The following is a 23,974-nucleotide window of genomic DNA, read 5'->3' on the forward strand; positions in this document are numbered from 1 at the left end:
CGCTCATCCGTTCCGCCGGCGGTACGCCAGCCACACCAGGGCGGCCGCGCCACCTGCCGCCAGCAGCACCACGCGGTTGTTCCGGGCCGCCCGCGCGCCCCGGGCGGTCCCGGCCCGCAGGGGTTCGGGCGCCTTCTCCTCCCACACGCGTCCGGTACGGGCCGCCTGGGCGCGGGCCTGGACGGCCTTGTCCTTGACGGGGGCGGGAAGGTCGGGCAGCTTGTCCTGCGCCCGCGCGGCGGCGTCGGCGGCCTTGTCCTTGAGTTCCCTCGCCTTGACCGCGGCCTGCGCCTTGAGCTCGCCCGCCTTGGCGACGGTCTGGTCCTTGACCTCGGTGGCCTTCTCCTGGGCCCGGGCCTTGACATCGGCCTTGGCCGCGAGGGCCTCCACCGTCCCGGCGAGCTCGTGGCGGGTCCGCTCGACCTGGTCGCGCAGTTCCTGCGGGGACTCGGCGGGCTCGTCCTCGTGCGGCAGTCGGGTCATCGGTGCGCACTCTCCTTGATCTCGGCCACGTCGGCCTTCACGTTCTCGATCGTCTTCTCCGGCACGGGCGGCGCGGCCCGGGAGACCTCCTTCTTCCCCGTCACCGCCATCAGCGCGGCGACCAGGCCGAGCACGGCGCTCACGACGAGGGCCGCCGCCCACACCGGCAGCGGCACCGCGAGCGCGGCGATCGCGGTCGCCACCAGGGCCTGCAGCATCAGGAACCCGACGAGGCCCGCGCCGCCGAAGAGGCCGCCGCCCTTGCCGTACCGCTTGCCCTTCTCCTTCATCTCCGCCTGCGCCAGGCGCATCTCGCCCCGCACCAGCTCGGTCAGCTGATGGGACGCGCGCTGCACCAGCTCGCCCACCGGCTCCGCGGCCGACGGGTGCGGGGCCTGCCCGCCCTCGGGTCGCGTACGCGACACAGCGGTCACCTCCTGTCTTGAGCTGCCTTCCGGCCCGGTGCGCCACGGCGCCCGGCCACCCGTGGACGCGAGTACCCCGGATCGGCCGGATGCTGCCTGTGAGATCCGGCGAAGCGCCTCAAGGGCCCGCTCAGGCGGCGTCCCTGCGCGCGCGCCGCTCGGCGCGCCGACGGCGCCGCGGCAGTTCGCCGGTGCTGTGCACCAGGCGCAGGTGCCGCCCGCGCGCGTGGCGCGCCCTCGGCGCGTCGTCGAACAGGCGGCCCTCAAGGCGATCCATCGCGTACAGCAGTACTGCCAGGACCGGTAGCAGCAGAAGTGCGACGGCGATCACCACGTGGATCCCTCCCGGCAGGCGACACTCCTTCGGCGGGTGCCCGGCGCGGCGCCGGGCACCGGGCGGCGCATGTGAAGTTCTGGTGACTATCGGGCGCCCGACCCGTGCGCGTGTGCGACACCGCGACGACGGAGGCACCGCCCTGACCCGAGGTGCCCCCGGTCTGCCCTGCGAAGTGCCCCGACGGCCCCGCCCCCTCGGCGCCGGTGCACGGGACGATGGCTCCCTCCCAGGTCATGACCATCCAGCACCTCGCGGGCAACCAGGCGCTGATCGCCGAGGCCATCGGCTCCCCGAGCACCACGATTCCCGGCCCGCTGTTCAGCCACCTCAACAACAACTTCAGGGGTGTGCCCGAGAACGGGGTCCCGGACCTGCTGGAGTACATGATCGCCACGGCGAAGCGCCCCGCGCCGAAGCCGGACGCACCGAAGGACGAGAAGGGCAGGAGCGAGCGGGTCAACGCGCACTTCGGGGCGGCGGAGCGCCTGCACGAGGAGGAGACCGCGGGGCAGGGCAGCGGCGGCGGGGCCGGCACCGGCGGAGTGGTCGTCGCGCGGGTAGACGGCGAAGGGCTGCACGCGGAGCTGCGCGTCCTCGCGCACAACGGCGGCGTCACGCCCGAGCACCTCGGCGGCACGAAGCGGCCGCGCGCCACCTGCTTCAGCAAGCGCTACCCGGGCGGCTCGCCCAAGGGCGCTTACGCCCAGGCCGCGGGGCCGTCGTCGATCAGGTCGCGCAGCTGCGACCGGGCGGTGGCGCCCGGCTTGGGGAAGCGGCGGCAGAGGTGCGAGCGGACCGTGCGCGGGGGCGGGGAGAGCCTCTCGCGGAGGTCCGCCTCCGGATGCGCACGCCCCGTATCACCCCTAGCGTGACAGAGGTCCCCAACCCCACCAGAGGAGTGACCATGGGCGTCGACAAGGCCAAGGGCAAGGCCAAGGAAATGGTCGGCAAGGCCACCGGAAACGACCGCATGGAGGCCGAGGGCAAGACCGACCAGGCCAAGGCCAAGCTGCGGGAGGCCGCCGAGGAGGCGCGTGAGAAGGCCGAAGGCGTCCGCGACTCCCTCCGGAACCGCGACGACCGCTGACCGCGCGCTGGACGGCCGCCCCGCCCTCGCGGCGGGGCGGCTCGCGCGTGTTCGCCCGGTACGGCCCCGGCTACGGCAGCGGCGTTCCGCCGGTGGCGTTGAGGACCTCCGCGGTGATGAAGCTGGCCTGGTCCGAGGCGAGATAGACGTAGGCCGGTGCCATCTCGGCGGGCTGGGCCGGCCGGCCCAGCGGGGCCTGCTTGCCGAACTCCGCGGTGTCGGGCAGCGTCGCCGGGATGAGCGGGGTCCAGACCGGGCCCGGCGCCACGGCGTTCACCCTGACCCCCTTCTCCACGAGCATCTGGGCCAGGCCCTGGGTGAACGTGACGATGGCGCCCTTGGTCATCGCGTAGTCGAGCAGGTGGGGGCTCGGCTTGTACGCCTGGACGGACGTGGTGTTGATGATCGTGCTGCCGGGGCGCATATGGGGGACGGCCGCCCTGCACAGCCAGAACATCGCGTACAGGTTCGTACGGACGACCCGGTCGAACTGTTCCGTGGTGATCGCGGTGATGCCGTCCGGCTGCGACATCTGGTACGCGGCGTTGTTGACCAGGATGTCGATCCGCCCGAACTCGGCGACGGCGCGGGCGACCACCTGCTCGCACGAGGACTCCTCCCGGAGGTCGCACGACACGGGCACCGCGGTGCGGCCCGCTTCTTCGATGAGACGGACCGTCTCACGGGCTTCGTCGGCTTCCTCGGGCAGGTGGGTGAACAGGACGTCCGCGCCCTCCCGGGCGAAGGCCAGAGCCACCGCACGGCCGATTCCGGAGTCGCCGCCGGTCAACACGGCCTTGCGGTCCACGAGCCGGTCCGCGCCCCGGTAGGACTCCTCCCCGTGGTCGGGCGGCGGGTCCATGGGCCCGGTCCAGCCGGGCGGCTCCTGGTCCTGGTCGGGGAAGTCGGGCCGGGGGTGCTTGGTGGTGGGATCCTGGGGCTCCTCGGGGCCGGGCATCACGGACTCCTCTGCGTATGGATCTTGGGGGGGCTCCTTGGGTACCCCGCGGAGGGGGCGGGCACACCTCGCGTGCGCCACCTCAGGCACCCGCGTCAGCGCGTGTCCGTCAGGCCTCCGGTGACGGCGACGATCTCGCCGACGGTGAAGCTGGAGTCCGCGTCGGAGGCGAGATACACATAGGCCGGAGCGATCTCCTCCGGCTGTGCCACGCGTCCCATGGGAGCGGAGCTGCCGAGATGGGTGAGGTAGTCGTCGGGGAAGCGCTGTCCCGCCACGTTGAGCACCGTCCAGGTGGGGCCGGGGGAGACGACGTTGGCGCGGACGCCGCGCCGGGCGAGGTGGGAGGCGATGGACTTGGGGAAGGTCACCATGGCCGCCTTGGAGGCGGCGTAGTCCATCATCATGTCGCTGCCCTTGAGGGCCTCCTCGGACGCGGTGGCGATGACGGCGTCCCCGTGGGAGAGGTGCTCCAGGGAGGCCATCAGCAGGTGGAAGTACGCGTAGACATTGGTCTTGAAGACGCGGTCGAAGTCGGCGGCCGTCAGATCGGACAGGTCGTTCTGGCTGTTGAGGTAGGCCGCGTTGCTCACCAGGACGTTCAGCCCGCCGAGCTCGGCCACGGTGCGGTCGACCACGTCCTTGCAGAAGGCCGGATCGCACAGATCGCCCGGCAGGAGCAGACAGGAGCGCCCTTCGGCCTCGACCGCGGCCCGGGTCTCCTCGGCGTCGGGCTGCTCCTCGGGCAGGTAGACGATGGCCACGTCGGCGCCCTCGCGCGCGTACAGCACGGCGACCGAACGGCCGATGCCCGAATCGCCCCCGGTGATCAGGGCGACCTTCCCGGCGAGCTTGCCGGAGCCCCGGTAGTGCGGGGCGAGATACCGCGGCCTGACCTCCATCCTGGCTTCGAGGCCCGGGCGCTGCTGGCGCTGGAATCGGTAGGGAGGAGAGATCTCCGCCTCCTCCTGAGGCATGGCTGGGCGGTCGAGCCGCTCGCTGCCCGCCTGGTTCCTCTCCATCGTCACGGCCTCCACTCGGTTCGCCTGAACGGTCGGCGCCGCCGCGGTCCGGCGGCACGCACAGGCACCGCGTGTCCGACCCGCACGCGCTCAAACGACCTGTCTCCGTGATCGGAAGGCCGCGCGCATGGTGGTCGGGAGCCTGGGCATACGGGTCGCTGTGCGACCCGGGGAAGTCCGGTGACTAGGGAGGTTCTCATGCTCATGGCCCACCCCGCGATCCTGCGCGACCTCGTCGAGCAGTACGAGACGCTGCGGATCCTGCACGCCGAGGACGGCAGCCCGCAGGTCCGGCGGCGCATGGACGACGTCGCCTACACGCTGTGCGTGTCCACGGGCACCCGTGACGTCGACGCCGCCCTCATCGCGGCCCGCCACCGGCTGCCCGGCGCCCGGCCCGAGGACGACTCGCTGCTCGACGCGTGAGTCGGCTGCCGCGGTTTTCCCACGAGAGACCTGTGTGAGAGGACGCGCGCTGGCGACTCGTGCGGGACAGGGTTGGGGCAACAGCCCTGAGGTCCTTCGCCGCCACATGGCTGCGGTGGCGAGGGGCCGTGCCCGTCACGGACCGGGCCGTGGACATCCTCCGATCGTGAGACGAACCCCGGGAACGAGGCGCGGGGGCGGTGGACGACGCTAGGGTGTCGGCCTGGAAGATGGTCAGGCAGCGGCCACTTCGTGCTCTCGCGCGTCATCTGGAGAACATCGCTCATGAGGCTGCCGCCCGTGCCCCACACCCCGGTTTCGGAACCCGTCGCTCCGCATCGGTACTCGCCCTCCGACAGGGGGAGCGCGCCGCGGGACTCGTACGCGGTGCTGGTCGTCGACGACCACGAGGACAACCTCTTCGCCATGGAGCAGGTGCTCGTTCCCCTGGGACGCCCCGTCCTGCGCGCCACCAGCGGGGAGCAGGCACTGCGCACGGTGCTGCGCGAGAACGTCGCCGTCGTGCTCCTGGACCTGCTGATGCCCGGCCTCGACGGCCTGGGCGTGCTCGGGTATCTGCGCCGCCTCGACCAGACCCGGCAGCTGCCGGTGATCCTGATCACCGGGGTGGGGCGCAGCGACGAGCTGGCCGAGCGCGCCTTCCGCCTGGGAGCGGCAGGATTCCTGATCAAACCGATCAGTCCCTGGACCCTGTGCACGCACGTGGAGGCCCTCGCCGCCCTCTACACACAGATCCGGGAGCGCGAGGCGAGCTGACCGGCCGCTTGAGGATCACTCGACGTCGGACGGGGGTTGCACAGTCGTGCCGGGGCAAGCAGCCTGGAGGCGCACACGCACGCACGCCCTGCCCGGATCGGAGGCCCTCCATGACGTTCGCTGTTTCCCTCGGCGGGTCCGAGCCACCGCCCTCCTCGGGTGCGGACGAGGTGCGGGCCCTGGAGGAGGAAGCGGAGCGGCTGCGGCACGCGGCGCACGCGCACGCCCCGGTCGACCAGGCCATCGGCGTCGTCATCGGGGTGGGAGGGCTGAGCCCGCAAGAGGCGTGGGACGTGCTGCGGGAGGTCTCCATGCGGACCGACACGAAGCTCCGCGCGGTGGCCGAACAGCTCGTGGCATGGGCGCACACCGCCGAACTCCCCTCGGCCCTGCGCGCCGAACTCGGACGCCAGCTGGGCCTGCGGCGCCAGGAGGGCGCGCCCCGGCCGACCGCTCCGGTCGCGTCGGCCGCGGCAGCCGACCGAGGTGTCCCGCTCCCCGACCCGCGGGGCGGGGAGCGGTAGGCGGGCTCACTGCCGAACCCCCCAGGAGCGTAGTTGCCCGGAAGGCGGTAAGTCAGCCATACCGTGCGCGACTTCTTCAAGCGAAGTACCGGTGCACGTCCCGCCACGACGAGAGCCGGGGGAAGCGGTCCTCGGCCACGTTGTGGTGCGCGTCGAAGAGGAGGCCGCGCCCCGGGAAGACCTCCAGGTTGCGGGGGTTGTCGTCGATCAGGTAGTCCGCGTTGACGAACTGCTTGGAGCCGCAGAAGACATAGCCGCGGTCCGGTACGAAGGGGAAGGACTCCTGGAGCCACAGATACCGGTCGTGCAGGGACACGGGATGGTCCATCGCGGACGTGGCGAAGACGATCTCGAAGCGTTCGGCCAGGTCGCGGAGCACCCGGCGGGCGCCCGCCATCACGGGCACGTCCCGTGAGAACCCGGGCTCGTCGAGGCACGCCTCGACCTGGTCCCTGCGCTCGACGGGCACGGCGTCGCGGATCTGCCTGCCGTGGATGGCCGCGCGGGACAACGCCTCGCCGTAGTCGGCCTCGTACCGCCGCAGCCGCTTGGCGACCGTGTCGGCCGACACCTCGTCGAGGTCGACGGCGAGGACCTTCCTGCCCCGCGCCGTCATACGAGGCGCCTCTGGCCGCGGTTCTCGATGTTGCGCCGGAGCCGGCGCACGACGCACTCGCCGGGGCCGAGGACCGGCAGCCGCTCCAGCGCGTTGACCACGTTGTAGAAGGTCGGCAGCTGCTCCCACGACGACCTGACGAAGCGCACGCGGCCCGCCGCCGTCGCCTGCCGGTCGACCTCCACGCCGTCGACGGCGGGCGTGAGCACCGCGCCCGCGCGGTCGGGCCGCGATCCGGCGTCCACACCGGGGACGTAGGCGAAGTTGAGCACGCCCCCCTGTGGCGCCGACGCCGCGGGCTCGGGCCGCACCTCGGTGATGTGGTCGAACTCCAGCTCTGCGAAGGTGTGGCCGTCCCAGGACGCCGCGCAGCGGTGTGCGTCCCGCCCCTCGGGCCGGGACGTCAGATCGGCGAAGAGCTTGGCGTAGCCGAGCTCTTCGCGGCCCGTGATGATCGGGTCGGCCATGTTCTCCCAGACGACGGCGACGAAGGAGCCCGTCACCCTGTCCTCGCGGCCCTCGAAGCGGACCGGGAGCTTGACCGCGAAGGTGTCGTAGCCGCGCCCGGCCAGCCAGGGCACGTCGGTCAGTTCGGTGTACTCGATGGTGACGACGGGCTCGCCGTGCAGCGCGAAGCCGGGCGGAAGCAGCTCGGTGAGGGCCTCGGCCGTGGTCGGGAAGCGGAGCACGTACGAGGTGAGGGACGCCTCGCCGCCCCGGGGCGCGGAGCCCGGCAGCGCCTGACGCGGGCCGGGCAACGGCCCGAACGCGACCGGCATGCGATACGTGTGGCCGGGATCGAACTTCATCGCTCCGCCCCCTCGAGTGGACCGGCGACCGGCTCGTGCGCCGGGCCTGCCTGCCGCGACTGGCCCTTGAGCAGCAGCGCCAGCAGGCTGATCACCACGCCGACGACGACCACCGACGCCAGCGCGGCGCGCAGCCCGAGCAGGTCCGCCAGGAGGCCGACGAGGACCGGCCCCACGAGGAAGCTCGCGTATCCGGCGATCGCCACGGTGGAGCTCACCTCGCCGACCCGGTCGGGCCGCAGGTCCCCGGCGACCGAGAAGCCGATCGGCGCGATGCCGGACAGCAGGATTCCGACGAGGAAGAGCGCGGCCACCGCTTGCACCGGGCCCGGCGCGCACAGCGACCACACCATGGCGGCCGCCATCAGGAGCCCGCACGCGGCGATGGTCGTCAGCCGGTCGACGCGGCGGAGCACGGCGGACGTCAGGACGCGGCCGAGCCCCATCGCGCCGTGGAAGCTCGCGAGGCCGACGGAGCTGATGACGGCCAGGTCGCTGACCGTGTCCCGGACGTAGATCGCGGACCAGTTCTCCAGGATCCCCGAGCCGAGGAAGGAGACGCCGACGATCCCGGCGACCAGGAGGACGTCGGCCCCCAGCAGGACGCGGCGCTCCCGCGGTGCGGACGCGGGCGCCGACCGTGCCTCGGGCAGGTCGCGCCAGCGCGCCATGCACCACACGAACAGGGCGAGGACGACCGCGACCCCGAAGTAGCCGACGCGGAAGCCGAGTGACCGGTAGGCGCCGAAGCTCAGCGCGCCCGCCGCGGCGGAAAGGCTGAACGCCCCGTGCATGAAGGCGAGGACCTGCCGGCCCGAGCGCTGCTCGATGGCGATCGCCACCGCGTTGATCGCCACGTCGAAGGAGCCCTGGCAGCCGAGCAGCACGAGCACCAGCGGGACGAGCACGACGTACGAGCCCGTGCACCCCACGCCCACGAGGGCGACCGCCATGCCGGTCGCCCCCGCCATGAGCAGCCCCTTGGCGCCGAACCGGGCGATGAGGCGCCCGCCCATGAACATCGCCGGAAGCGCTCCGGCGAACCCGACGGTCAGACACAGGCCCAGTTCCAGGGGGGACATGTCCAGGTCGCGCACGAGGTCGGGGAGCGATGCCTGCCAGCTGCCGAGCGTGAAGCCGAACACGCAGAACAGGGCCGCGCACAGGCGGATCATGCTGATCTCCTTCACGCTTCGGAGGTGTCCCACCAGCCCAGGGAGGCCGAGAGGCCGGTCGACATGCTCGTCGCGAAGTCGATGACGCTGCCCTTGACGATGCCGCCGCCGTCGTCCGCCGCCCGCAGCATGGCCTCCGCCATCTCCCGCGCCCGCAGCGGGGCGAAGCCGAACGTCTTGGGCTGGTCCCTGAGGAGGTGGCGCATCGGCGGGATGTCGTGCCACGCGATGCTCACGTCCTCGTGGCCGAACGCGAGGGCCTCGATGAGCGTGAGCGGCCCCGCCTCGAAGCGCGAAGCGAACACGCAGATCTCCAGCGCCGGGCTGGCCAGGATCCGGAAGGGCAGCAGCGGCTCGAAGTGCTCGACGAAGGTGTAGCTGCCCGGCGGCAGTTCGCGCAGCTGCTCGTGCAGCGACGCCACGTACTCCGAGGCCGCGACCTCCTGGGGCGCGAGCAGCACCAGATGCCAGTCCTCGGCGTCGTCGCGCTCGCTCAGGAAGGCGCCGAACGCGGGGATGACCACGTCGAAGCCCTTCTGCGGCACGCACCGGCCCCAGGAGAAGACGAGCCGCTTGCCGCCCGGCACCGGCCCCAGGTCGGCCGCCGTCGCGGGGTCCGCGAGTTCGCCGAACCGCCGCGAGCGCACGTAGACCGCGTTCTGGAACGGCACCAGGTCCTTGTCGCGCCGGTCGTACTCGGTGAGCAGCACGTCGCGGTAGTAGGTGCCGACGAAGCCGATCCTGTCCCGGGTCGCGGTCCGCATCAGGGCGAAGCCCTCGTCCTCGTACGACGTCCTGTTGCGCGAGTTGGCGTCGAGGAAGACGCGGCCGAGCGTGTGCGTCATGTAGATCAGCTGCACGTTGGGCCAGGCCGCCAGGTGGGACCTGAGCGTGGCGAACATCGTGCCGTGCGCGAGGACGGTCACCTGCTTGCGGCCCTCGGCGAGCCGGCGGATCTCCGCGGCCGCGCTGTGGCACATCGAGCGCCAGCGGTCGACGTCGTCGAGCGACCAGACGCTCTTGAGGGAGGAGTTGTCCGCCACGTCGAACCACCGGAAGTCGCCGCGGTACCGGCCGCAGGCGGTGGCGACGTCGGTCACGATGTCGCTCGCGTAGTCGTCGGACGCCGGGTCGAGGCGCGGACTCAGCGCGTGCAGCGACCAGTTGTCGTGCCGCAGCTGGGGGGTCGACGCCACGATCTCGTCGATCGCCTCGAAGAACCAGTGGACGACACAGCCGATGCCGCACTTGAGCGAGGACAGGCCGTCGATGGAGACGACGACGAGCGCGGCGTCCGGCACCTCCTCCGCGTCGCCGTGCGCCGGACCGCCTCCGGCCGGTGCCTGGACCGCTGTGCTCCTGTCGTGCCCCGGTACCGCCATAACCGCCTCCGTCTCCTGCGGGCGCTCCCGCCCGTCAGCTCATCCAGTTGCCGCCGTCGACGTTGAGGGTCTGGGCGACGATGTAGTCCGCGTGGTGCGAGGCCAGGAACACGCCGGCGCCCACGAGGTCCTCGGCCCGGCCGATGCGCCCGAACGGCACGGCCTCGCCGACCAGTCGCTTCTTCTCGCCGAGCGGCCTGTTCTCGTACTTGGCGAAGAGCGCGTCGACGTTGTCCCAGGAGGTGTCGACCACGCCCGGCGAGATGCCGTTGACGTTGATGCCGTGCCGGATCAGGGCGAGGCCCGCGGACTGCGTGAGGCTGATGACCGCGGCCTTGCTCGCGCAGTACACCGCGACGAGCGGCTCGCCCCTGCGCCCGGCCTGGGACGCGATGTTGATGATCTTGCCGTGCACGCCGCGGTCGACCATGTCCTTGGCGACCGCCTGGAGGGTGAAGAGCAGGCCCTTCACATTGATGTCGAAGACCCGGTCGTACTCGGCCTCGGTGATCTCCAGGAGGGGCTGCATGTCGAAGACGCCCGCGTTGTTGACGAGGATGTCGATCCTGCCGAAGCGGGTGGACACCCGTTCCACCATGGCCTGCGCGGCGGCCGTGTCCGCGACGTCCCAGGCGAAGGCCGAGGCCCGCTCGCCCAGGTCCGCCGCGGTCTTCTCGGCCGCCACGGCGTCGACGTCGGCGATGGCGACGGTCGCGCCTTCCTCGACGTACCGCTGTGCGATCGCCCGGCCGATGCCCCGGGCCGCGCCGGTGACCACCGCCACCTTGTCGTTGAGGACCTTGCTTTCCACGACACACCTCCATGGGTTTCAGCGGGCAGAAGGAGAGGCCCCGTCCGGGTGCTGCGGGCCGAAGCAGTAGTCCATGTCGCGCGGCCCGAGGGGCGCGCCGTCCTCGGCGGGCAGGCCGGTCAGCTCGACCGTGTCCAGGGCGGCGCGGGCGATCGTGTCCGCGTCGCGGAAGAACTCGCCCCAGGGCCCCGGCCGGCCGATGCCGACCTGCATGAACCAGCGCGTGGACTCCGTCGGGATGCCGAGCACGTACATCCGGCGCTCCACCGAGCCGTCGGCCGCGATGGGGTGGTAGGGCGCGGTGGTGACGTCGATGCCGCCCGTGCGGAACGCCGGATCACCGGCGCACACGTGCGGGCGCCAGGCCCCCGCGTCCCGCTGCTTCTGGGCCAGCGGCCCCGGGTCCCGCTCGATGTCGGGCTGCGGGATGCGTGCGTCGATGACGTCCGAGCAGAAGACGCTGTAGCCGTCGACCAGCGGCGAATGGCCGACGAAGCCGTCGTCGTGCGCCGTGAACCGGGCCTGGGGCCCGAGGACTTCGAGCAGACCGCTGCGCATCAGCGCGATCAGCTGGCACGTCCGGACGGCGGAAGGACCGGTCGAGAGGAAGGCGAGCATCGGGCCGACGCGCTCCACGAAGTCCTTGTGGGACGCGGCCGTGAGACCTCCGAAGTCCACGGCGGCCCGCACCGTCGGCCGCACGTCCCGGAGCACCTCCATGGCGGCCTTGAGGGCGCCGTCGACCTCGCCGCGCATCGCCTCGTCCACGTCGCGCGCGAGGAGCCGTCCCAGCTCGCCGCGGAACGCGTCCTGGTCGGCGAAGGCACGTCCCCTGAAGGGATGGGCGAGCTCCTCCAGGGACAGCACCTCGGCGCAGCCGAGGTCGGCCGCTGTCCGCCGGAGCCTGTGCATCGCCTCGACGCCGGCGAACGGAAGGCTCGCGAGCTGCCGCTCCAGGACCGCGAACGACTCCGGGGCGAGGCGCCGCTGCCAGAAGGCGAGGTTCACCTCGGCCAGGAGCCAGGGCGAAACGTCCGCACGGAAGTCGAGCGGTCCCGCCGCCCGGAGGCGGGTGATCAGCTCGGGCGTGAAGAGGCGGGGCGCGTACCGGAAGTCGAAGGGCCGCTGCGCGGCGCCGCGCGTCGGGATGGGCAGCGCGCTGCGCGAACCGGCCACGATGAGGTCGGGCTCGTCCCCGCTCGGTACGTACACGCAGTCACGGCCCCGCCCGACGAAGCGGCCGCCGCGGCCGACCGTCAGCATGGCCACGACGTCGTGGAAGGTGAGGCCCAGCCCGCGGATGCCGATCACGCTGCCCGGGAGCACGCCCAGGCGGCCGGTGCCGTCGAAGGCGCGGGCGGGGGCGGGGGCGCGGCGCTGCCGCCGTTCCGGCGCGGTCCGCCCCGCGCGGTCCGGGCGCTCCGGCTGCTCGCGCGGATGGCCGCTGCAGACGGCGACCTGGTCGCAGGCGATCCTCCGGTCCCCGACGCGGAGTTCGAACCGTCCGCCGCGCTCGTCGATGCCGCTGACCAGGCCGGGAACGCGGACCAGGCGCAGGCCGTGCGGCAGGTTCGTCTCCACGACGTCGAGGACGAAGCGCAGATAGCGGCCGTAGAGGCTGCGGGGCGCGTACGCGTCGGGCCCGGGGAAGCGGGCGTCCACGCGCTGCCACCACTGGGCGAACGTCGGCCCGGCGCCGGGGCGCCAGGCGCCGTCGTCGGCGGGGCCCGAGAACATGGTGACCTCGCCGCAGCGGTTGTTCATGGAGAGCCACCGCGGCTGGCCCGAACGCCAGACCCGGCCGGAGCCGACCTCGTCCGCGTCGATGGCGTAGATCGTGAGGGGGCGCGCGGGCCGCTTGCCGAGCAGCCGCGCCCCCAGGCGTTCCAGGATGGAGATGCCGCGCGGGCCCGTGCCCACCACGGCGACCGCGTATTCGCTCCCGAGGCCGACCGGTGCGGGGGCCGGGCGTGCGGCCTGCGCCTGATGGGCCGTGAGCGGTGCGGGACCGAGAGGCCGGTCGTCCACCGGTACGCGCACGCTGACTCCAGGCACCGGAATCCCCCCTCAGGAAAGTGAGCAGTCATCGGCCCGGTGGCGCGTTCAGCATTCTGGGCGGACTCGGGGGCGGGCAAGGAAGCATGCTTCACCGTGGCAACTCGCCGAAGTCGTCACTCTCCGGCGACGGCCCGAGGGCGGAGGGGATTGCTCCGGTCAGGACCGGTCGCTGCCGGAGCGGCGGAAGAACTCGATCTCGGCGATGGCCACCTGCTTCTTGTCGGAGGCGGCGTGCGCCGACTCGATGGCGAAGCGGATCCGGGTGACCTCACCGGCGCGGAAGGCGCGGCGCTGGCCGCCCGCGCCCGGGTCCAGGGTGAGTTCGCGGGTCGCGGTCGAGCCGTCCTTCCTGGTGATGGTCGCCTCGACGCGGTGGGGCAGAGCCGACTCGCCGAGCTGGTCGGCGCGGGTCGACATGCCCGGCGTGATGATGACGTCGAGGAGGCGGCTCGGCCGGGCGAAGCTCACCTCGATCCACTCGTCCCGGCCCGACTGCGCGACCCCGGGACCCCACCAGGTGGTGTTGAGCGTGTCGAAGGCCAGCTTCGGGCCGTGCCCCTCGGAGGACCGCGAGGCGCGGATCCCGTCCGGCTCGACCGGGGCGCGCTTAGCGACGTGGTCACGCGTGGCCTGGACCCCGTCGGGGACGTTCACCGCGCCGAGGATGAGCAGCGGCAGCACGATGGCCGCGGCGACCCGGATGCCGACGTGGTCGAAGACGCGGCGGAGCCGGTGGCGGTCACCCGCCCACACGGGCGGTCCTTCGCCGCGCCCGGCTCCCTGCTGCGGCCCGGGGACGGGTACGCGCGGCCGCTCGGTGTCGGGCCGCCCCGGCAGGACCGGGGCCACGGACGGGTACGGGGGCCCGCCGGAGGGCGCACCGGTCGCCGCGCCGAAGGGAGCGGGCCCGGCGGCGCTCACGGCCGCTCCGTGCGGCTCCCCGCCGCCCGCTCGTGCGCGGCGCGGGCGGCCGCCACCTGGTGGAGCCGGTGGGTGCGCTCCGTGGAGGCGGGCGGCCTGCCGTCCATCCCGCTCACCCGGACCGTCGCGACCTCCGTGACCGGGGGTCCCGCCTCGTGGGCGGGGTGGGCCGGGAACGGCACCGTCACCGCGAGGTCCACGGAGGGCTTGAGTTCGCCGCCGAGGGCGGACCGGATGTAGGCGAGGGAGCGGGCCTCCGACGGGAAGGCCCCCACCGTCATCGGCACCGCGAGGCCGAGGCACCCGAGCGCGCCCTTGAGTACCTCGTCCACCTCATGAATCACTCTGCATCACTCTCGCGCTCCCGCCCGGCGTCCGTGCCCTGCCGACCGTTCGGGCCCGGCCCTCGATGGTGCTCCCCGTGCTCCCCGGATCGCAGGCACGGCGGGGACGGCGGGGACGGCGGCGGGGCAGCGCGGCTGCCCCCAGGGGTGGTGCCGGTGGCCCGACCGGTCAGATGTAGCCCTCGCGGAGCGCGTAGGCCACCGCGTGCGCCCGGTTGCGCAGGTGCAGCCGTGTGGTGAGGCCGTGCATGACGTTCTTGACGGTGCGTTCGGAGTACGACAGCTTCAGGGCGATCTCCGAGGTGTCGAGGCCCTCGGCGACGAGCCGTACGACGTCCACCTCGCGCTGGGTGAGCCCGAGGAAGCCGCCCGGCTGGTCGGCGCAGCCCCGATGCAGGCGTCCCACCTGGCTGATGAGCCGTCCCAGCAGGTCAGCGGGTAAGTCGCCACCTCCCTTGGCGGCGGTGAGTACGGCCTGCACGAGACGGCGGGCGGTGGCCTCGCGGCGCCAGACGATGGCGCCGACGCCGCACTCGATGACGTCCAGGAGCTCGTGCTCGCGGACCGTGCCCACGACGAGCACGGCGCGCGTGCCCTCGCTGCGCACGGTGCGGCGCAGCCGGGAGAGCGCGCCCTCGTCGAGCACGTCCTCGATGAGCAGGGCGACCGTGGCGGGACCGGAGTCCTCGGACAGTTCGATCTCCGGGTAGCGGCGCAGTTGGCTGAGGACTCCCTCGCGGCTGATCGGATCGGGGGCGGTGACGGTGATCCGGACCCGGTTCGGCTTCGGCGCGGAGGCCACGGGGGTCGGGGACGAGGCAGACAAGCGGAATCCTCAATTCTGCTACTGCGGCTGCTACTGCGGCTGCGGTGGTGCGCATCTCGCGGAGCGCGGCGGGCCGAGAGGGGGCGGGCCGAGAGAGGGGGGGCGGGACGCACCGGCGCAGCCCTCGCCCGCCGCGTCGCCCCACGGCACCGGGCGTGCCGGGCCGGGGCCCGCCCACATCGGCCGGGGCCGAGCCGAAGGGGCTTGCGGCCGGGGACCGCGCCCGGTCCCGAGCCCGGCCCCGGGGCCGGGCGCCGCCGGTGCCCGGAAGGCCGGCGGCGCCCGTGGGGGTCAGGAGCAGGGCTTGTAGAAGTGCTTCCAGCCGCTCTTGGGCATGGACGGCGGCTCGGCCGGGGTGCCCGTGGCGCCGTACCTCTGCTGCTGCTCGTAGTCGTACTTGCCCGGTCCGCTGCTGGCCTTCGTCAGGCGCACGTTCCGCTCCCAGACGCCGTCACCGGCGTTGCTGAGGAGCGCGAGGTCCGGGTACGCGTCGCCGCCGTAGTTGGCGACCCGGAGCTCCTTGACCTCAGTGGAGTCGCCGATGTCCAGGTGCCGGGTGCGCGTGGAGCTCAGGTTCGAGCGCTTGAGCGGCCCGGGACGGTAGTCCGCGACGCGGGCCGTCGCGGGGTCGTCCACGCCGGAGGGCTTGACGATGTTGACGACGATGTCCAGCTTGCCGTCGTTCTGGAAGTCGGCGACAGCGGCGGTCGCGACCTCTCCGGCGCGCGCGCCGACGAGCTTGCTGACGTTCTGCTTGCTGCCGAACGTGCCGTCGGCCTTGCCCCACTGGACGGTCATCCTGGTGCCGGTGTGGCCGGGGTTGCTGATCTTGTCCGCCCGGCCGTCGCCGTCGAGGTCGCCGAGCAGCGTCGTGGTGCCGGACAGACACGCGGCCGCTGCCCGAGCGGCCGCGCCCGACCGTCCCGCGTCGCCCGAACCCGACGACCCGGCTGCGCCGGCCTGGTGACCGGCGACCGTCAGGGTCAGGGCGACAGCCGCGACCGGCGCGGCGATCAGACGTGAGCGCTTGCGAAACATCTACGAACTCCTCAAGTCATTGCTGCTCTGTCGTGCTCTCGAACCGGGCTTCGCCCCGCGTCCCGTGCGGTGAGGAAGCCCGGCGCCGGACGCAGGGATCCGTCCGATGAGCACCTTTCGAGCATGTGCGCTTCCCCGCCTCGACCGCCAGGAATGCCGGGAAGTTGGGGACACTGGAACGCTAAAACAGGCCCTGACCTGGGGAAACGCAAGTCGCCTGGAACGCGGGTGTGGGACGCTTCGCGCCGCGCGAAGAACAGTGGAAGAACGGTTTCGAAAGCTTGCTGCACATCAGGCAACCCACCCTGTCCCGAGGCGCTCTCACTCTGTTTGAGGAAAGCGCCCACCGGGAGCGGCGGCCGTCAGCGCGTCGCCCACACGAGCACGCCCCCGACGACGAACAGCAGCAGGACGGCGGCGTTGGTCCGTCTGTAGGCGGCGAGCAGGGCGGTGAACTCGCGGATGGTCGCGTTCGGCCAGAAGTACGTGGCGGTGGGCGAGCCCACCACCTGCCCCCGGATTCCCATCCGCCGGGCGGTGAGGGCGGCGCGGAAGGCGTGGTAGTTGTTCGTGACGATGACGCACCGGTAGTCGGGGTTCGCCTTCTCCATGATCGCCTTGCTGAAGCGCAGGTTCTCCTCCGTGGTCGTCGACTTGTCCTCCCGCTCGATGAGGTCCTCGGGGAAGCCCCGGTCCGTCAGATAGGCAGCCATGGCGTGGGCCTCCGGCAGGTCCTCGTCGGGCCCCTGCCCGCCCGAGGTGATCACGGCGGGGGAGTTGCCGCGCCTGCTGAGCCGCGCGTGCACCTCCCGGGCCCGGTCGAGGCGGCTGGCGAGCAGGGGCGGAACGGTGGACCCGCCGATCAGGCCGGAGCCGAGCACGACCACGTAGTCGGCCTTGCGGCGGACGTAGAGGCGGCCATAGAGGAAGGAGTAGCCGACGAAGCACAGGAACAGGAACGAGAGGTAGCAGGTCAGGCCGAGGGCCGTCGCGCCCACGCCGAGCAGCACCGGCGTTCCCGCCACCGCCGCCGTGATCAGCAGGGCGATCACCGCGAGCACCGCCACCGCGGCCATGAGCGAGAACAGGTTGGTGAGGCTGCGGCCCTCCTTGCGCACCATCTGGAGGCCGTTGAGGAAGAGCAGACACGTGAGCAGCAGGATGCCGAGGGCCCCGACCGCGAGGAACGCCCCGGCGACGAGCGTCCCGGAGGCCGAACCGGACCTGATCAGCTCCGCGACCCAGGCGACGAGGGCACTGAGCGCGGTGAGGCCCAGGAGGACCGCGTTGCTGAACTTCCGGCGCTCACGCAGCACCCGCCAACAGAAGACCAGGAAGAGCAGCACAGCCGGCGCGTATACCCACACGCGCACAGCGTAGGCGGCCCGGTGCGAGCCGACGGCCGTTCCCGCACCACACCACCGCCACGGGCCCGGGAGGGCGGGACGGATGTCGTAGGTTGTCGCCTTTGTCCGTCGTACGGTCTGCGGGAACGTGTGCACAGGGACGCAGCGGGAACGCGGTGTTGCGCAGTGGACGGGGCGCTGCCCGGGGACACCGGACAGGAGCCGCCCGGCCGCGCGGACGAAGGAGGCGGCGATGGCGACGGACGACCCGGTGGACGCGCGGGCCGGCACGATCACGACTTCCGTGCCCGCGCGCCTCGACCGATTGCCGTGGTCGCGCTGGCACTGGACGGTCGTCATCGGGCTGGGCACCGTGTGGATCCTGGACGGCCTCGAGGTGACGGTCGTCGGCAGCATCGCGAGCCGCCTGTCGGAGGAGGGCAGCGGACTGCCCATCAGCGCGGCGGAGGTGACGGGCATCGCCGCGGCCCTGTACGTGGCGGGCGCCTGCTCGGGCGCGCTGTTCTTCGGCTGGCTCACCGACCGCTACGGCCGCAAGAAGCTCTTCCTGATCACCCTCGCCGTGTATCTGGCGGCGACGGCGCTGACCGCGGTGTCCTTCTCCAGCTGGTGGTTCTTCGCCTTCCGCTTCCTCACCGGCTTCGGCATCGGCGGCGAGTACGCGGCCATCAACTCCGCCGTCGACGAGCTCATTCCCTCCCGCTACCGGGGCCGCGTCGACCTCGTCATCAACGGCAGCTTCTGGCTGGGCGCGGTGGGCGGCGCCCTCCTCTCGGTGCTCGCGCTCGACACCGACCTCTTCGCGATGAACGTCGGCTGGCGGCTGACGTTCGCCCTCGGCGTCGTCCTCGGCCTGGTGATCCTGCTGGTGCGGCGGAACGTGCCGGAGAGCCCGCGCTGGCTGTTCCTGCACGGCCGCGGCGAGGAAGCGGAGGAACTGGTCACCGGCATCGAGGAGCGGATCACGGCCGAGAAGGGCCGCCCGCTCCCGGCACCCGAGGGCGAGATCACCGTCCATCCGCGTGCGAGCGTCGGCTTCGGCGTCATCGCCCGCACAGTCCTGTCCACCTACCGCAAGCGCGCCGCCCTCAGCTTCTCGCTGTTCATCGGCCAGGCCTTCCTGTACAACGCGATCACGTTCGGCTTCGGCACGATCCTCACCACGTTCTACGACGTGCCGAGCGGCTCGACGGGCTACTACTTCGCCGTGATGGCGGTCGGCAACTTCCTCGGGCCGCTGCTCCTGGGCCGCCTCTTCGACACGCTCGGCCGCCGCGTCATGATCTCCGGTACGTATGTGCTCTCCGGGCTGCTGCTCTTCGGCACCGCCTGGCTCTTCGACGGCGGACACCTCACCGCGAAGACCCTCACGGCCTGCTGGTGCGTGGTCCTCTTCTTCGCCTCCGCCGGGGCCAGTTCGGCCTATCTGACCGCGAGCGAGATCTTCCCGATGGAGACCCGCGCCATGGCCATCGCCTTCTTCTACGCCATCGGCACCGCGGCGGGCGGCATCAGCGGCCCCCTGCTCTTCTCGAAGCTGACCGAGACGGGCGTCATCGCGGACACGGCCCTCGCCTTCGGGATCGGCGCCGCCCTGATGACCCTGGCCGGCCTGGCGGCCGCGGCCCTGGCCGTCAACGCCGAACGGCGCTCCCTGGAGGACATCGCGGCCCCCTTGTCGACCACGGCCCCGCCGGGTGCGCGGAGCTGATCACCCCCGGCGCCCCGACGGCGGTCCCGGCCGCTCGGCGCGCCGCGTGCGCGACCCCGCCGGAGTGGGTGGACGAGCGCGGGGCGGGGGAGGATCACCGGCGGGCGGTGTCATCCAGTTCCCCATGCTCCCCGGAGAGTGACCGTGCGCACCTTGAGCTTCGTCATCGGTACCGGCCGCAGCGGCTCGACCGCGTTGTCCCGCATTCTCAACTCGCACCCGGACGTCCTCAGCCTCAACGAGTTCATGGCGTCCGTGGGCGACGCGGCCTTCCCCGAGGGGAAAGTGACCGGTGCGGAGTTCTGGCAGGCGCTGTTCCGGCCCGCTCCGCACTTCGAGCGGATGATCCGCAGCGGGGTGCCGCTGCCGGAGTTCCTCTACACGCGCCGCCCCGGGCGGTACGCGTCGGAGACCACCGGCATCCCCGCCCTCTCTTTGATGGTCCTGCCCCACCTCACCGACGACCCGGACGGCCTCCTCGACGAGCTCGGCGCGGCGGTGACCCCCTGGCCCGAGCGCACCGCCGCCGAACACCACGAGGCGCTGTTCGACCTGCTCTGCGCGCGCTTCGGACGCACCGCCGTCGTGGAGCGCTCCGGCTACTCGACCGGCTGGGCCCCCGTGCTGCGGGCCGCCTTCCCGCAGGCACGGTTCGTGCACATGTTCCGCGACGGCCCGGACTGCGCCCTGTCCATGAGCCGCCACACCGGATACCGCGCGATCTCCCTGCTGCGCGAGATCAAGGCGAGAGCTGGTGTCGAGGACTTCGCCGACCTGACCGAGGCACACGTACGCGCGCTGCCCGCGGACCTCGCGCCGCTGCTCGGGGACCGCTTCGAGGCCGCCCTCGTACGCGACCGGCACATCCCCCTGCGGACGTTCGGCAGCCTGTGGTCGGAACTCGTCACCGAGGGCGCGGAGTTCCTGGATCGGCTCCCCGCCGAGCAGCGGGCCACGCTCGCCTATGAGGACCTCCTCGACGCTCCCCGCGAAGAGCTGACCCGGCTGGCCGCGTTCGTCGGTGTCGCACCGCTCCCGCAGTGGCTGGACGGCGCCTGCGCGCTGCTCGACCACAGCCGGCGCGGCTCGGCCCGGGCGCTGACGGACGCGGAGTTCGACGAGCTGAGGGAGAGCTGCGCCGCGGGCACCCGTGTCCTGGCGGGGCACCGGGGCCGGTGAGCCGGACGCGCGATCGCCTTTTGTAGGGCGGTTCTCGGACAGCGGTGGAAGATCCCGTTGCCCCGCCCACGCCTGCGTGTGACGGTCGGCTGGCACGTTCAGCGGATCGAAACGAAGGAGCAAGTCATGAGCATGCAGCGGACCCGTCTGGTACCCGCCGTCGCGGCCCTGGTCGTCGGCGGCCTGCTGGCCACCGGCACGGCCTCGGTCGCGAGCGCGGCGGACACGACGGCACCAGGGTCGGTGACGGAGCAGCGCGTCCTGCTCGGTTCCCTGCCGCCCGAGGAGCAGGAGCAGCTGCGGCAGATCGCCGCCGCGATCTGGCCCGACCAGGCCGCGGGCTGGGACATGAACACCGACGTCGCCGACGTGCTGTCCCAGGCCACCGGCGAGATCCTGCGCTGTTCCGAGGCGTTCGCGCTCGTGCCCAGACCCCCGGCGTTCCTGCCGGGGCTCAGCTACCTGCGCAACTACTGGAAGCAGCTGCGCGACTACTTCCTCGTCGTCAAGGAGAACCGTACCTACCGCATCTGCGTCGTGAACGTGGCCCGGAACTACCGGACCGCCATGGAGATGGCCTCCATGGGCATCTGACCCGGCGTCGGGCGGAGCTCCTCGGCTCCACCGGTACCTTTCCAGCGCCACTGCACAAGCCACTACACAAGGGGTCAGGGATGACGGATCGTACGGAGTCGGTGGAGTCGATGGAGCAGCTCGCCACGGTGTGGCGCGCCATGGTGCTCGACTGCGACGCGGGCGCCGATGTGCGGGACCTCCCGGGCATCGCCGTCCGCTGGGCCGACAGCCGGTTCGCCTTCTGGAACTGCGTCACGCTGACCGAGGTCGACGCGGACCCCGCGCTGCTCGCGGAACGCCTGGGCCAGGCGGCGGGCATCATGCGCGCGAAGGAGCACCCCGGATTCCTGTGGCTCTTCGAGGACCTGCTCGGGGACGAGGCACGCGTGGGCCTGCGAACGGCAGCCGAGAAGGCGGGACTTGAGTACGCCTTCCCCGGCACCGGCATGGCCGGGGACCTGCTGCCCGTCCCGGACCCGTCCCACCCCGACCTGACGTTCGTCCGCGTGACCACGGACGAACAGCTGGAGGCGTACGCGGATCTGAACTCGCGCGCCTACGGGTTCCCGCTGGAGGACGGCCGCGCCGGGCTCGTGGGCTCCGCGCTGTGGAAGAGCGAGGTGCACGCCTACCTGGGCGTCCGGGACGGCGTACCGGTGACGTGCGCCGCGACGGTGGCGGCGCAGGGGCGGCTGTTCGTCGTGCTCGTCGCCACGGACCCCCAGTGGGAGCGCCGGGGCTACGGCGAGGCGGTGACGCGGAAGGCCCTGCACGAGGGCGCCCGTGCCACCGGCCTCACCCGCGCCACCCTGCACGCGACGGCGGCGGGGGCGCCTGTCTACCCCCGCATCGGCTTCAGGCCGAACTCGCCGATCCACTTCTACGGCGTGCGGGGCTGACCTCCGGTCCGCCCCGCACGCGCACTCAGCTGATCGCCCGCTCGTCCAGCGGGCGATCAGCTTCTCCTTGACGGGCGCCCGGCCCGTGTGGCGGAGCGGTCGGTCAGCCCTTCGGGCAGAACTCGGCCTCGAAGACGTCCTCGTAGGGCTTGCCGTCCTCCAGCCAGTCGCCGTTGAGGTGGAAGGTCAGGGTGTGCCTTCCGTCGGCCGTCGTCGCCGTGCTGGTCAGGGAGCCCCAGACGATGCCGTCGTGGCCGTAGACCTTCACGCCGCACGACAGGGTGCGGACGATGAGTCCGGCGCCGTAGTCGAAGAAAGTGCCCGTCTTGACCGTGTCCAGGAGCTCGCGCTGCTGGGCGGCAGGCAGCAGCTCACCCTTGAGCAGCGCGCTGTAGTAGCGGTTGAGGTCGCCCGTGGTGCTGATGATCTCGCCGGTCGCGCCCGACCACGCCGGGTTGTACTCCGTGGCGTCGTAGACCTCGGGCCCGGGGTTCGCCGCGTACAGCTTGGAGTACCCGACCGCGTACGGAGCGGGCATCTTGGGGTCGGTGCCGGGGAAGGTCGTCTCGCGCAGCTTCAGGCGCTTGACGATGCGCCGCTCGGCCTCGTGCGCGTAGGTGTTGCCCGTGACCTTCTCGATGACCATGCCCGCGAGCACGAAGTTGGTGTTCGAGTAGTTCCAGCCGGTGCCGGGCTCGAAGTCGGGCTTGTACGTGAGCGCGAGACCGACGATCTGCTGCGGCGTCCAGGCCTCGTAGCGGTGGGCGAGGAAGCCGGGACCGTTCATGTGCTCCCGCCACTCCGGCGTGGACACCATGTCGTGCACGCCGCTGGTGTGGTTGAGGAGTTGACGAATCGTCACCTTGGTGCCGTCGTAGCCGTTGCCCTTGAGGACGCCCGGCAGCCAGCGCTCGACGGAGTCGTCCAGGCTCAGCCTGCCCTCGGCCTCCAGCTGGAGGAGGACCACGGAGATGAACGACTTGGTGTTGCTGCCCGCCCGCAGGTGGTCCGCGGGGGTGCGCTTGCGCTTGGTCGCGGTGTCGGCGTAACCGGCGGACCCGAACCACTTGCCGCGCGGCCCGCTCACCTCGGCGGCCACGCCCGGCATCCCGGCCCGCTCGAGCGCGTCGAGGGCCTGCTGGGTCGCGCCGTGCCGGCCGACCTCCTCGGCCGCGCTGCCGGTGCCGGTGGCGCAGGTGAAGGCCATCGCGGCGCCGATCGCCACGGCCACACCGCGCAGAAAGGCCCGGTTCTTCCGCGTCGCACGCTTGGACATGCGTGTTCCCCCCAGGGTCAGTGAAGATCATTTGACGGGGGAAGTGTACGGGTGTGCGACGACGGGCGGGTGGCTGCGGGGACGGGGGCGATGGCGCCGGCCGTGGGTCCTTGGCGCACCGGGCGAGGTGTTTCCGGTCGTTCCCCCCGGCGTTCGGCGTGAACGGGGCCCCGCCGGGGGACGGTCCTGGCGTCCCGGACGCCCCGACCGTGAAAGAGCAGCCATGACCCGTCTGTTCCACGCCGATGCCCTCGCGCGCCAGCACGACACGGGCGCCGCACGCACCCGCTTCGCGACGGACGGCTACCTCCCGCTGCCCGGTCTGCTCACCGAGCACGGGCTCGCGGCCCTGCGCGCGGAGACACGGGCGCTCGAACGGCGGGCGCGGCGCCGGGACTTCGCCATGGCCTGCATGGACGGCTCGCCCCGCCGCATGACGACGCTGGGCGGCCACGTCATCGCCAGGGAGTCGCGGCTGATTCCCCGCCTCTACGCGGATCGGGAGCTGCTGGCCCTGGTGGAGGCGGTCGTCGGCGAGAAGCCGACCGCCGTGCCGGAAGCGCTGGAACGGCACGTCCTGAACATCCTCCACCGCCAGGACGACACCCACGGCGCACACACCGACGACTACCCCTACGCACTGGTCGTCTTCCCTGAAGCGCCGCAGGACCCCGCAGACGGCGGCCTGGTCGAGTTCGCTCCGCACACCGCTGCCCTGACCGCCACGACCGGCACGGGCACGCGCACGGCTCACCACGCGCCCGGCGACGCCTATCTGCTGCGCAGCGACACCACCGCCCACCGCGTCACGCCGCTGACCCGATCCGGCGTACGACGTACGGTCGTGAACTTCGCCTACGCCCGCCCGGACGCGGAAGTCCGCGCCACCCCGTCGGCCCACGAGCTGTACGGGTGAGACGGCCCAGCCGCGCCACGGCTTTCGACGC

Annotated in this window: 26 protein-coding genes and 1 pseudogene; 10 read left to right on the top strand and 17 right to left on the bottom strand. The window is 72.3% G+C overall.

What is annotated here, in order from left to right; translation table 11 throughout:
• Positions 1-3 precede the first annotated feature (3 nt).
• From AC5WAM_RS40380 to AC5WAM_RS40390, 3 genes are all read right to left on the bottom strand, one after another.
• The gene (locus AC5WAM_RS40380) at positions 4-483 is read right to left on the bottom strand and encodes a DUF3618 domain-containing protein (protein WP_495520740.1); all 480 of its coding nucleotides are present in this window, start codon (positions 481-483) and stop codon (positions 4-6) included.
• Positions 480-908 (bottom strand): phage holin family protein, encoded by a 429-nt coding sequence (locus AC5WAM_RS40385; protein ID WP_495520741.1) that lies wholly within the window; start codon positions 906-908, stop codon positions 480-482. Before AC5WAM_RS40385 ends, AC5WAM_RS40380 begins: the two co-directional genes overlap by 4 nt.
• Positions 909-1,038: 130 nt before the next feature.
• The gene (locus AC5WAM_RS40390; protein WP_366793448.1) at positions 1,039-1,242 is read right to left on the bottom strand and encodes a hypothetical protein; all 204 of its coding nucleotides are present in this window, start codon (positions 1,240-1,242) and stop codon (positions 1,039-1,041) included.
• Positions 1,243-1,478: 236 nt separating this feature from the next.
• On the opposite strand from AC5WAM_RS40390, the gene AC5WAM_RS40395 reads away from it, so the two are divergent.
• Both AC5WAM_RS40395 and AC5WAM_RS40400 read left to right on the top strand, forming a co-directional pair.
• A complete protein-coding gene (locus AC5WAM_RS40395; protein WP_495520742.1) occupies positions 1,479-2,117 on the top strand; it encodes a hypothetical protein in 639 nt (212 codons plus the stop codon).
• 32 nt (positions 2,118-2,149) lie between these two features.
• Entirely contained in the window at positions 2,150-2,332 is a 183-nt protein-coding gene (locus AC5WAM_RS40400; protein WP_366793449.1) for a CsbD family protein, read from the top strand.
• Between the two features lie 70 nt (positions 2,333-2,402).
• On the opposite strand, the gene AC5WAM_RS40405 is transcribed toward AC5WAM_RS40400, so the two are convergent.
• Together AC5WAM_RS40405 and AC5WAM_RS40410 are read right to left on the bottom strand one after the other, a co-directional pair.
• Positions 2,403-3,290: an SDR family oxidoreductase gene (locus AC5WAM_RS40405; RefSeq protein WP_366793450.1), complete on the bottom strand. Its 888-nt coding sequence runs from the start codon at positions 3,288-3,290 to the stop codon at positions 2,403-2,405.
• A gap of 95 nt (positions 3,291-3,385) precedes the next feature.
• Positions 3,386-4,312, bottom strand: coding sequence for an SDR family oxidoreductase (locus AC5WAM_RS40410; protein ID WP_495520743.1), 927 nt, complete (start codon positions 4,310-4,312; stop codon positions 3,386-3,388).
• Positions 4,313-4,510: 198 nt separating this feature from the next.
• Here AC5WAM_RS40410 and AC5WAM_RS40415 point away from each other — a divergent pair, with 198 nt between their 5' ends.
• The 3 genes from AC5WAM_RS40415 (at position 4,511) to AC5WAM_RS40425 (ending at position 6,039) form a co-directional block, all read left to right on the top strand.
• On the top strand, positions 4,511-4,738 hold the full coding sequence (locus tag AC5WAM_RS40415; RefSeq protein WP_172385875.1) for a DUF5133 domain-containing protein: 228 nt from the start codon (positions 4,511-4,513) through the stop codon (positions 4,736-4,738).
• Positions 4,739-5,023: 285 nt separating this feature from the next.
• Entirely contained in the window at positions 5,024-5,515 is a 492-nt protein-coding gene (locus AC5WAM_RS40420; RefSeq protein WP_495520744.1) for a response regulator, read from the top strand.
• A gap of 110 nt (positions 5,516-5,625) precedes the next feature.
• On the top strand, positions 5,626-6,039 hold the full coding sequence (locus AC5WAM_RS40425; protein ID WP_495520745.1) for an ANTAR domain-containing protein: 414 nt from the start codon (positions 5,626-5,628) through the stop codon (positions 6,037-6,039).
• Between the two features lie 76 nt (positions 6,040-6,115).
• Here the strand turns inward: AC5WAM_RS40425 and AC5WAM_RS40430 are convergent, their stop codons facing one another.
• From AC5WAM_RS40430 to AC5WAM_RS40480, 11 genes and pseudogenes are all read right to left on the bottom strand, one after another.
• Positions 6,116-6,655 (bottom strand): 5' nucleotidase, NT5C type, encoded by a 540-nt coding sequence (locus AC5WAM_RS40430; protein ID WP_495520746.1) that lies wholly within the window; start codon positions 6,653-6,655, stop codon positions 6,116-6,118.
• Positions 6,652-7,464 carry an acetoacetate decarboxylase family protein gene (locus tag AC5WAM_RS40435; protein ID WP_495520747.1) on the bottom strand — a complete coding sequence of 271 codons (813 nt, stop codon included), beginning with the start codon at positions 7,462-7,464 and terminating at the stop codon, positions 6,652-6,654. The genes AC5WAM_RS40430 and AC5WAM_RS40435 overlap by 4 nt, the downstream gene beginning before the upstream one ends.
• A complete protein-coding gene (locus AC5WAM_RS40440) occupies positions 7,461-8,639 on the bottom strand; it encodes an MFS transporter (RefSeq protein ID WP_495520748.1) in 1,179 nt (392 codons plus the stop codon). Before AC5WAM_RS40440 ends, AC5WAM_RS40435 begins: the two co-directional genes overlap by 4 nt.
• 11 nt (positions 8,640-8,650) lie before the next feature.
• Complete coding sequence (locus AC5WAM_RS40445) at positions 8,651-10,021, bottom strand: glycosyltransferase (RefSeq protein ID WP_495520749.1); 1,371 nt, start codon at positions 10,019-10,021, stop codon at positions 8,651-8,653.
• 34 nt (positions 10,022-10,055) lie between these two features.
• Positions 10,056-10,832: an L-iditol 2-dehydrogenase gene (locus AC5WAM_RS40450; protein WP_495520750.1), complete on the bottom strand. Its 777-nt coding sequence runs from the start codon at positions 10,830-10,832 to the stop codon at positions 10,056-10,058.
• 18 nt (positions 10,833-10,850) lie between these two features.
• Positions 10,851-12,872: an FAD/NAD(P)-binding protein gene (locus AC5WAM_RS40455; RefSeq protein ID WP_495520751.1), complete on the bottom strand. Its 2,022-nt coding sequence runs from the start codon at positions 12,870-12,872 to the stop codon at positions 10,851-10,853.
• A gap of 174 nt (positions 12,873-13,046) precedes the next feature.
• The gene (locus AC5WAM_RS40460; protein WP_495520752.1) at positions 13,047-13,811 is read right to left on the bottom strand and encodes an NADase-type glycan-binding domain-containing protein; all 765 of its coding nucleotides are present in this window, start codon (positions 13,809-13,811) and stop codon (positions 13,047-13,049) included.
• Positions 13,808-14,131 (bottom strand): annotated as a pseudogene (locus tag AC5WAM_RS40465) (DUF4255 domain-containing protein); the annotation flags it as partial. The pseudogene AC5WAM_RS40465 and the gene AC5WAM_RS40460, both read right to left, overlap by 4 nt.
• Positions 14,132-14,324: 193 nt before the next feature.
• Positions 14,325-14,981, bottom strand: a complete 657-nt coding sequence (locus tag AC5WAM_RS40470) for a helix-turn-helix transcriptional regulator (RefSeq protein ID WP_495520753.1) — start codon at positions 14,979-14,981, stop codon at positions 14,325-14,327.
• Positions 14,982-15,272: 291 nt separating this feature from the next.
• A complete protein-coding gene (locus AC5WAM_RS40475; RefSeq protein WP_495520754.1) occupies positions 15,273-16,019 on the bottom strand; it encodes an FG-GAP repeat domain-containing protein in 747 nt (248 codons plus the stop codon).
• Between the two features lie 362 nt (positions 16,020-16,381).
• Positions 16,382-17,386: a YdcF family protein gene (locus AC5WAM_RS40480; RefSeq protein ID WP_366793464.1), complete on the bottom strand. Its 1,005-nt coding sequence runs from the start codon at positions 17,384-17,386 to the stop codon at positions 16,382-16,384.
• A gap of 232 nt (positions 17,387-17,618) precedes the next feature.
• Here AC5WAM_RS40480 and AC5WAM_RS40485 point away from each other — a divergent pair, with 232 nt between their 5' ends.
• The 4 genes from AC5WAM_RS40485 to AC5WAM_RS40500 all read left to right on the top strand — a co-directional run bounded on the left by AC5WAM_RS40485 (position 17,619) and on the right by AC5WAM_RS40500 (position 21,751).
• Positions 17,619-19,097 (top strand): MFS transporter, encoded by a 1,479-nt coding sequence (locus AC5WAM_RS40485; RefSeq protein WP_495520755.1) that lies wholly within the window; start codon positions 17,619-17,621, stop codon positions 19,095-19,097.
• A gap of 144 nt (positions 19,098-19,241) precedes the next feature.
• Complete coding sequence (locus AC5WAM_RS40490) at positions 19,242-20,276, top strand: sulfotransferase family protein (RefSeq protein WP_495520756.1); 1,035 nt, start codon at positions 19,242-19,244, stop codon at positions 20,274-20,276.
• 126 nt (positions 20,277-20,402) lie between these two features.
• The gene (locus tag AC5WAM_RS40495; RefSeq protein WP_366793467.1) at positions 20,403-20,870 is read left to right on the top strand and encodes a hypothetical protein; all 468 of its coding nucleotides are present in this window, start codon (positions 20,403-20,405) and stop codon (positions 20,868-20,870) included.
• A gap of 80 nt (positions 20,871-20,950) precedes the next feature.
• Positions 20,951-21,751, top strand: a complete 801-nt coding sequence (locus AC5WAM_RS40500) for a GNAT family N-acetyltransferase (protein WP_495520757.1) — start codon at positions 20,951-20,953, stop codon at positions 21,749-21,751.
• Positions 21,752-21,854: 103 nt separating this feature from the next.
• On the opposite strand, the gene AC5WAM_RS40505 is transcribed toward AC5WAM_RS40500, so the two are convergent.
• On the bottom strand, positions 21,855-23,027 hold the full coding sequence (locus tag AC5WAM_RS40505; RefSeq protein WP_495520758.1) for a serine hydrolase domain-containing protein: 1,173 nt from the start codon (positions 23,025-23,027) through the stop codon (positions 21,855-21,857).
• A gap of 223 nt (positions 23,028-23,250) precedes the next feature.
• On the opposite strand from AC5WAM_RS40505, the gene AC5WAM_RS40510 reads away from it, so the two are divergent.
• The gene (locus AC5WAM_RS40510) at positions 23,251-23,943 is read left to right on the top strand and encodes a HalD/BesD family halogenase (RefSeq protein WP_495520759.1); all 693 of its coding nucleotides are present in this window, start codon (positions 23,251-23,253) and stop codon (positions 23,941-23,943) included.
• The last annotated feature ends 31 nt before the right edge of the window (positions 23,944-23,974 follow it).

The sequence above is a fragment of the Streptomyces sp. JLYT201 genome, assembly GCF_059448825.1.

Coding starts and splice junctions, on each gene's coding strand:
- AC5WAM_RS40380 (WP_495520740.1), bottom strand. CDS start 483: ATGACCCGACTGCCGCACGAGGACGAGCCCGCCGAGTCCCCGCAGGAA.
- AC5WAM_RS40395 (WP_495520742.1), top strand. CDS start 1,479: ATGACCATCCAGCACCTCGCGGGCAACCAGGCGCTGATCGCCGAGGCC.
- AC5WAM_RS40400 (WP_366793449.1), top strand. CDS start 2,150: ATGGGCGTCGACAAGGCCAAGGGCAAGGCCAAGGAAATGGTCGGCAAG.
- AC5WAM_RS40405 (WP_366793450.1), bottom strand. CDS start 3,290: ATGCCCGGCCCCGAGGAGCCCCAGGATCCCACCACCAAGCACCCCCGG.
- AC5WAM_RS40410 (WP_495520743.1), bottom strand. CDS start 4,312: ATGGAGAGGAACCAGGCGGGCAGCGAGCGGCTCGACCGCCCAGCCATG.
- AC5WAM_RS40415 (WP_172385875.1), top strand. CDS start 4,511: ATGCTCATGGCCCACCCCGCGATCCTGCGCGACCTCGTCGAGCAGTAC.
- AC5WAM_RS40420 (WP_495520744.1), top strand. CDS start 5,024: ATGAGGCTGCCGCCCGTGCCCCACACCCCGGTTTCGGAACCCGTCGCT.
- AC5WAM_RS40425 (WP_495520745.1), top strand. CDS start 5,626: ATGACGTTCGCTGTTTCCCTCGGCGGGTCCGAGCCACCGCCCTCCTCG.
- AC5WAM_RS40430 (WP_495520746.1), bottom strand. CDS start 6,655: ATGACGGCGCGGGGCAGGAAGGTCCTCGCCGTCGACCTCGACGAGGTG.
- AC5WAM_RS40435 (WP_495520747.1), bottom strand. CDS start 7,464: ATGAAGTTCGATCCCGGCCACACGTATCGCATGCCGGTCGCGTTCGGG.
- AC5WAM_RS40440 (WP_495520748.1), bottom strand. CDS start 8,639: ATGATCCGCCTGTGCGCGGCCCTGTTCTGCGTGTTCGGCTTCACGCTC.
- AC5WAM_RS40445 (WP_495520749.1), bottom strand. CDS start 10,021: ATGGCGGTACCGGGGCACGACAGGAGCACAGCGGTCCAGGCACCGGCC.
- AC5WAM_RS40475 (WP_495520754.1), bottom strand. CDS start 16,019: ATGTTTCGCAAGCGCTCACGTCTGATCGCCGCGCCGGTCGCGGCTGTC.
- AC5WAM_RS40485 (WP_495520755.1), top strand. CDS start 17,619: ATGGCGACGGACGACCCGGTGGACGCGCGGGCCGGCACGATCACGACT.
- AC5WAM_RS40495 (WP_366793467.1), top strand. CDS start 20,403: ATGAGCATGCAGCGGACCCGTCTGGTACCCGCCGTCGCGGCCCTGGTC.
- AC5WAM_RS40500 (WP_495520757.1), top strand. CDS start 20,951: ATGACGGATCGTACGGAGTCGGTGGAGTCGATGGAGCAGCTCGCCACG.
- AC5WAM_RS40505 (WP_495520758.1), bottom strand. CDS start 23,027: ATGTCCAAGCGTGCGACGCGGAAGAACCGGGCCTTTCTGCGCGGTGTG.
- AC5WAM_RS40510 (WP_495520759.1), top strand. CDS start 23,251: ATGACCCGTCTGTTCCACGCCGATGCCCTCGCGCGCCAGCACGACACG.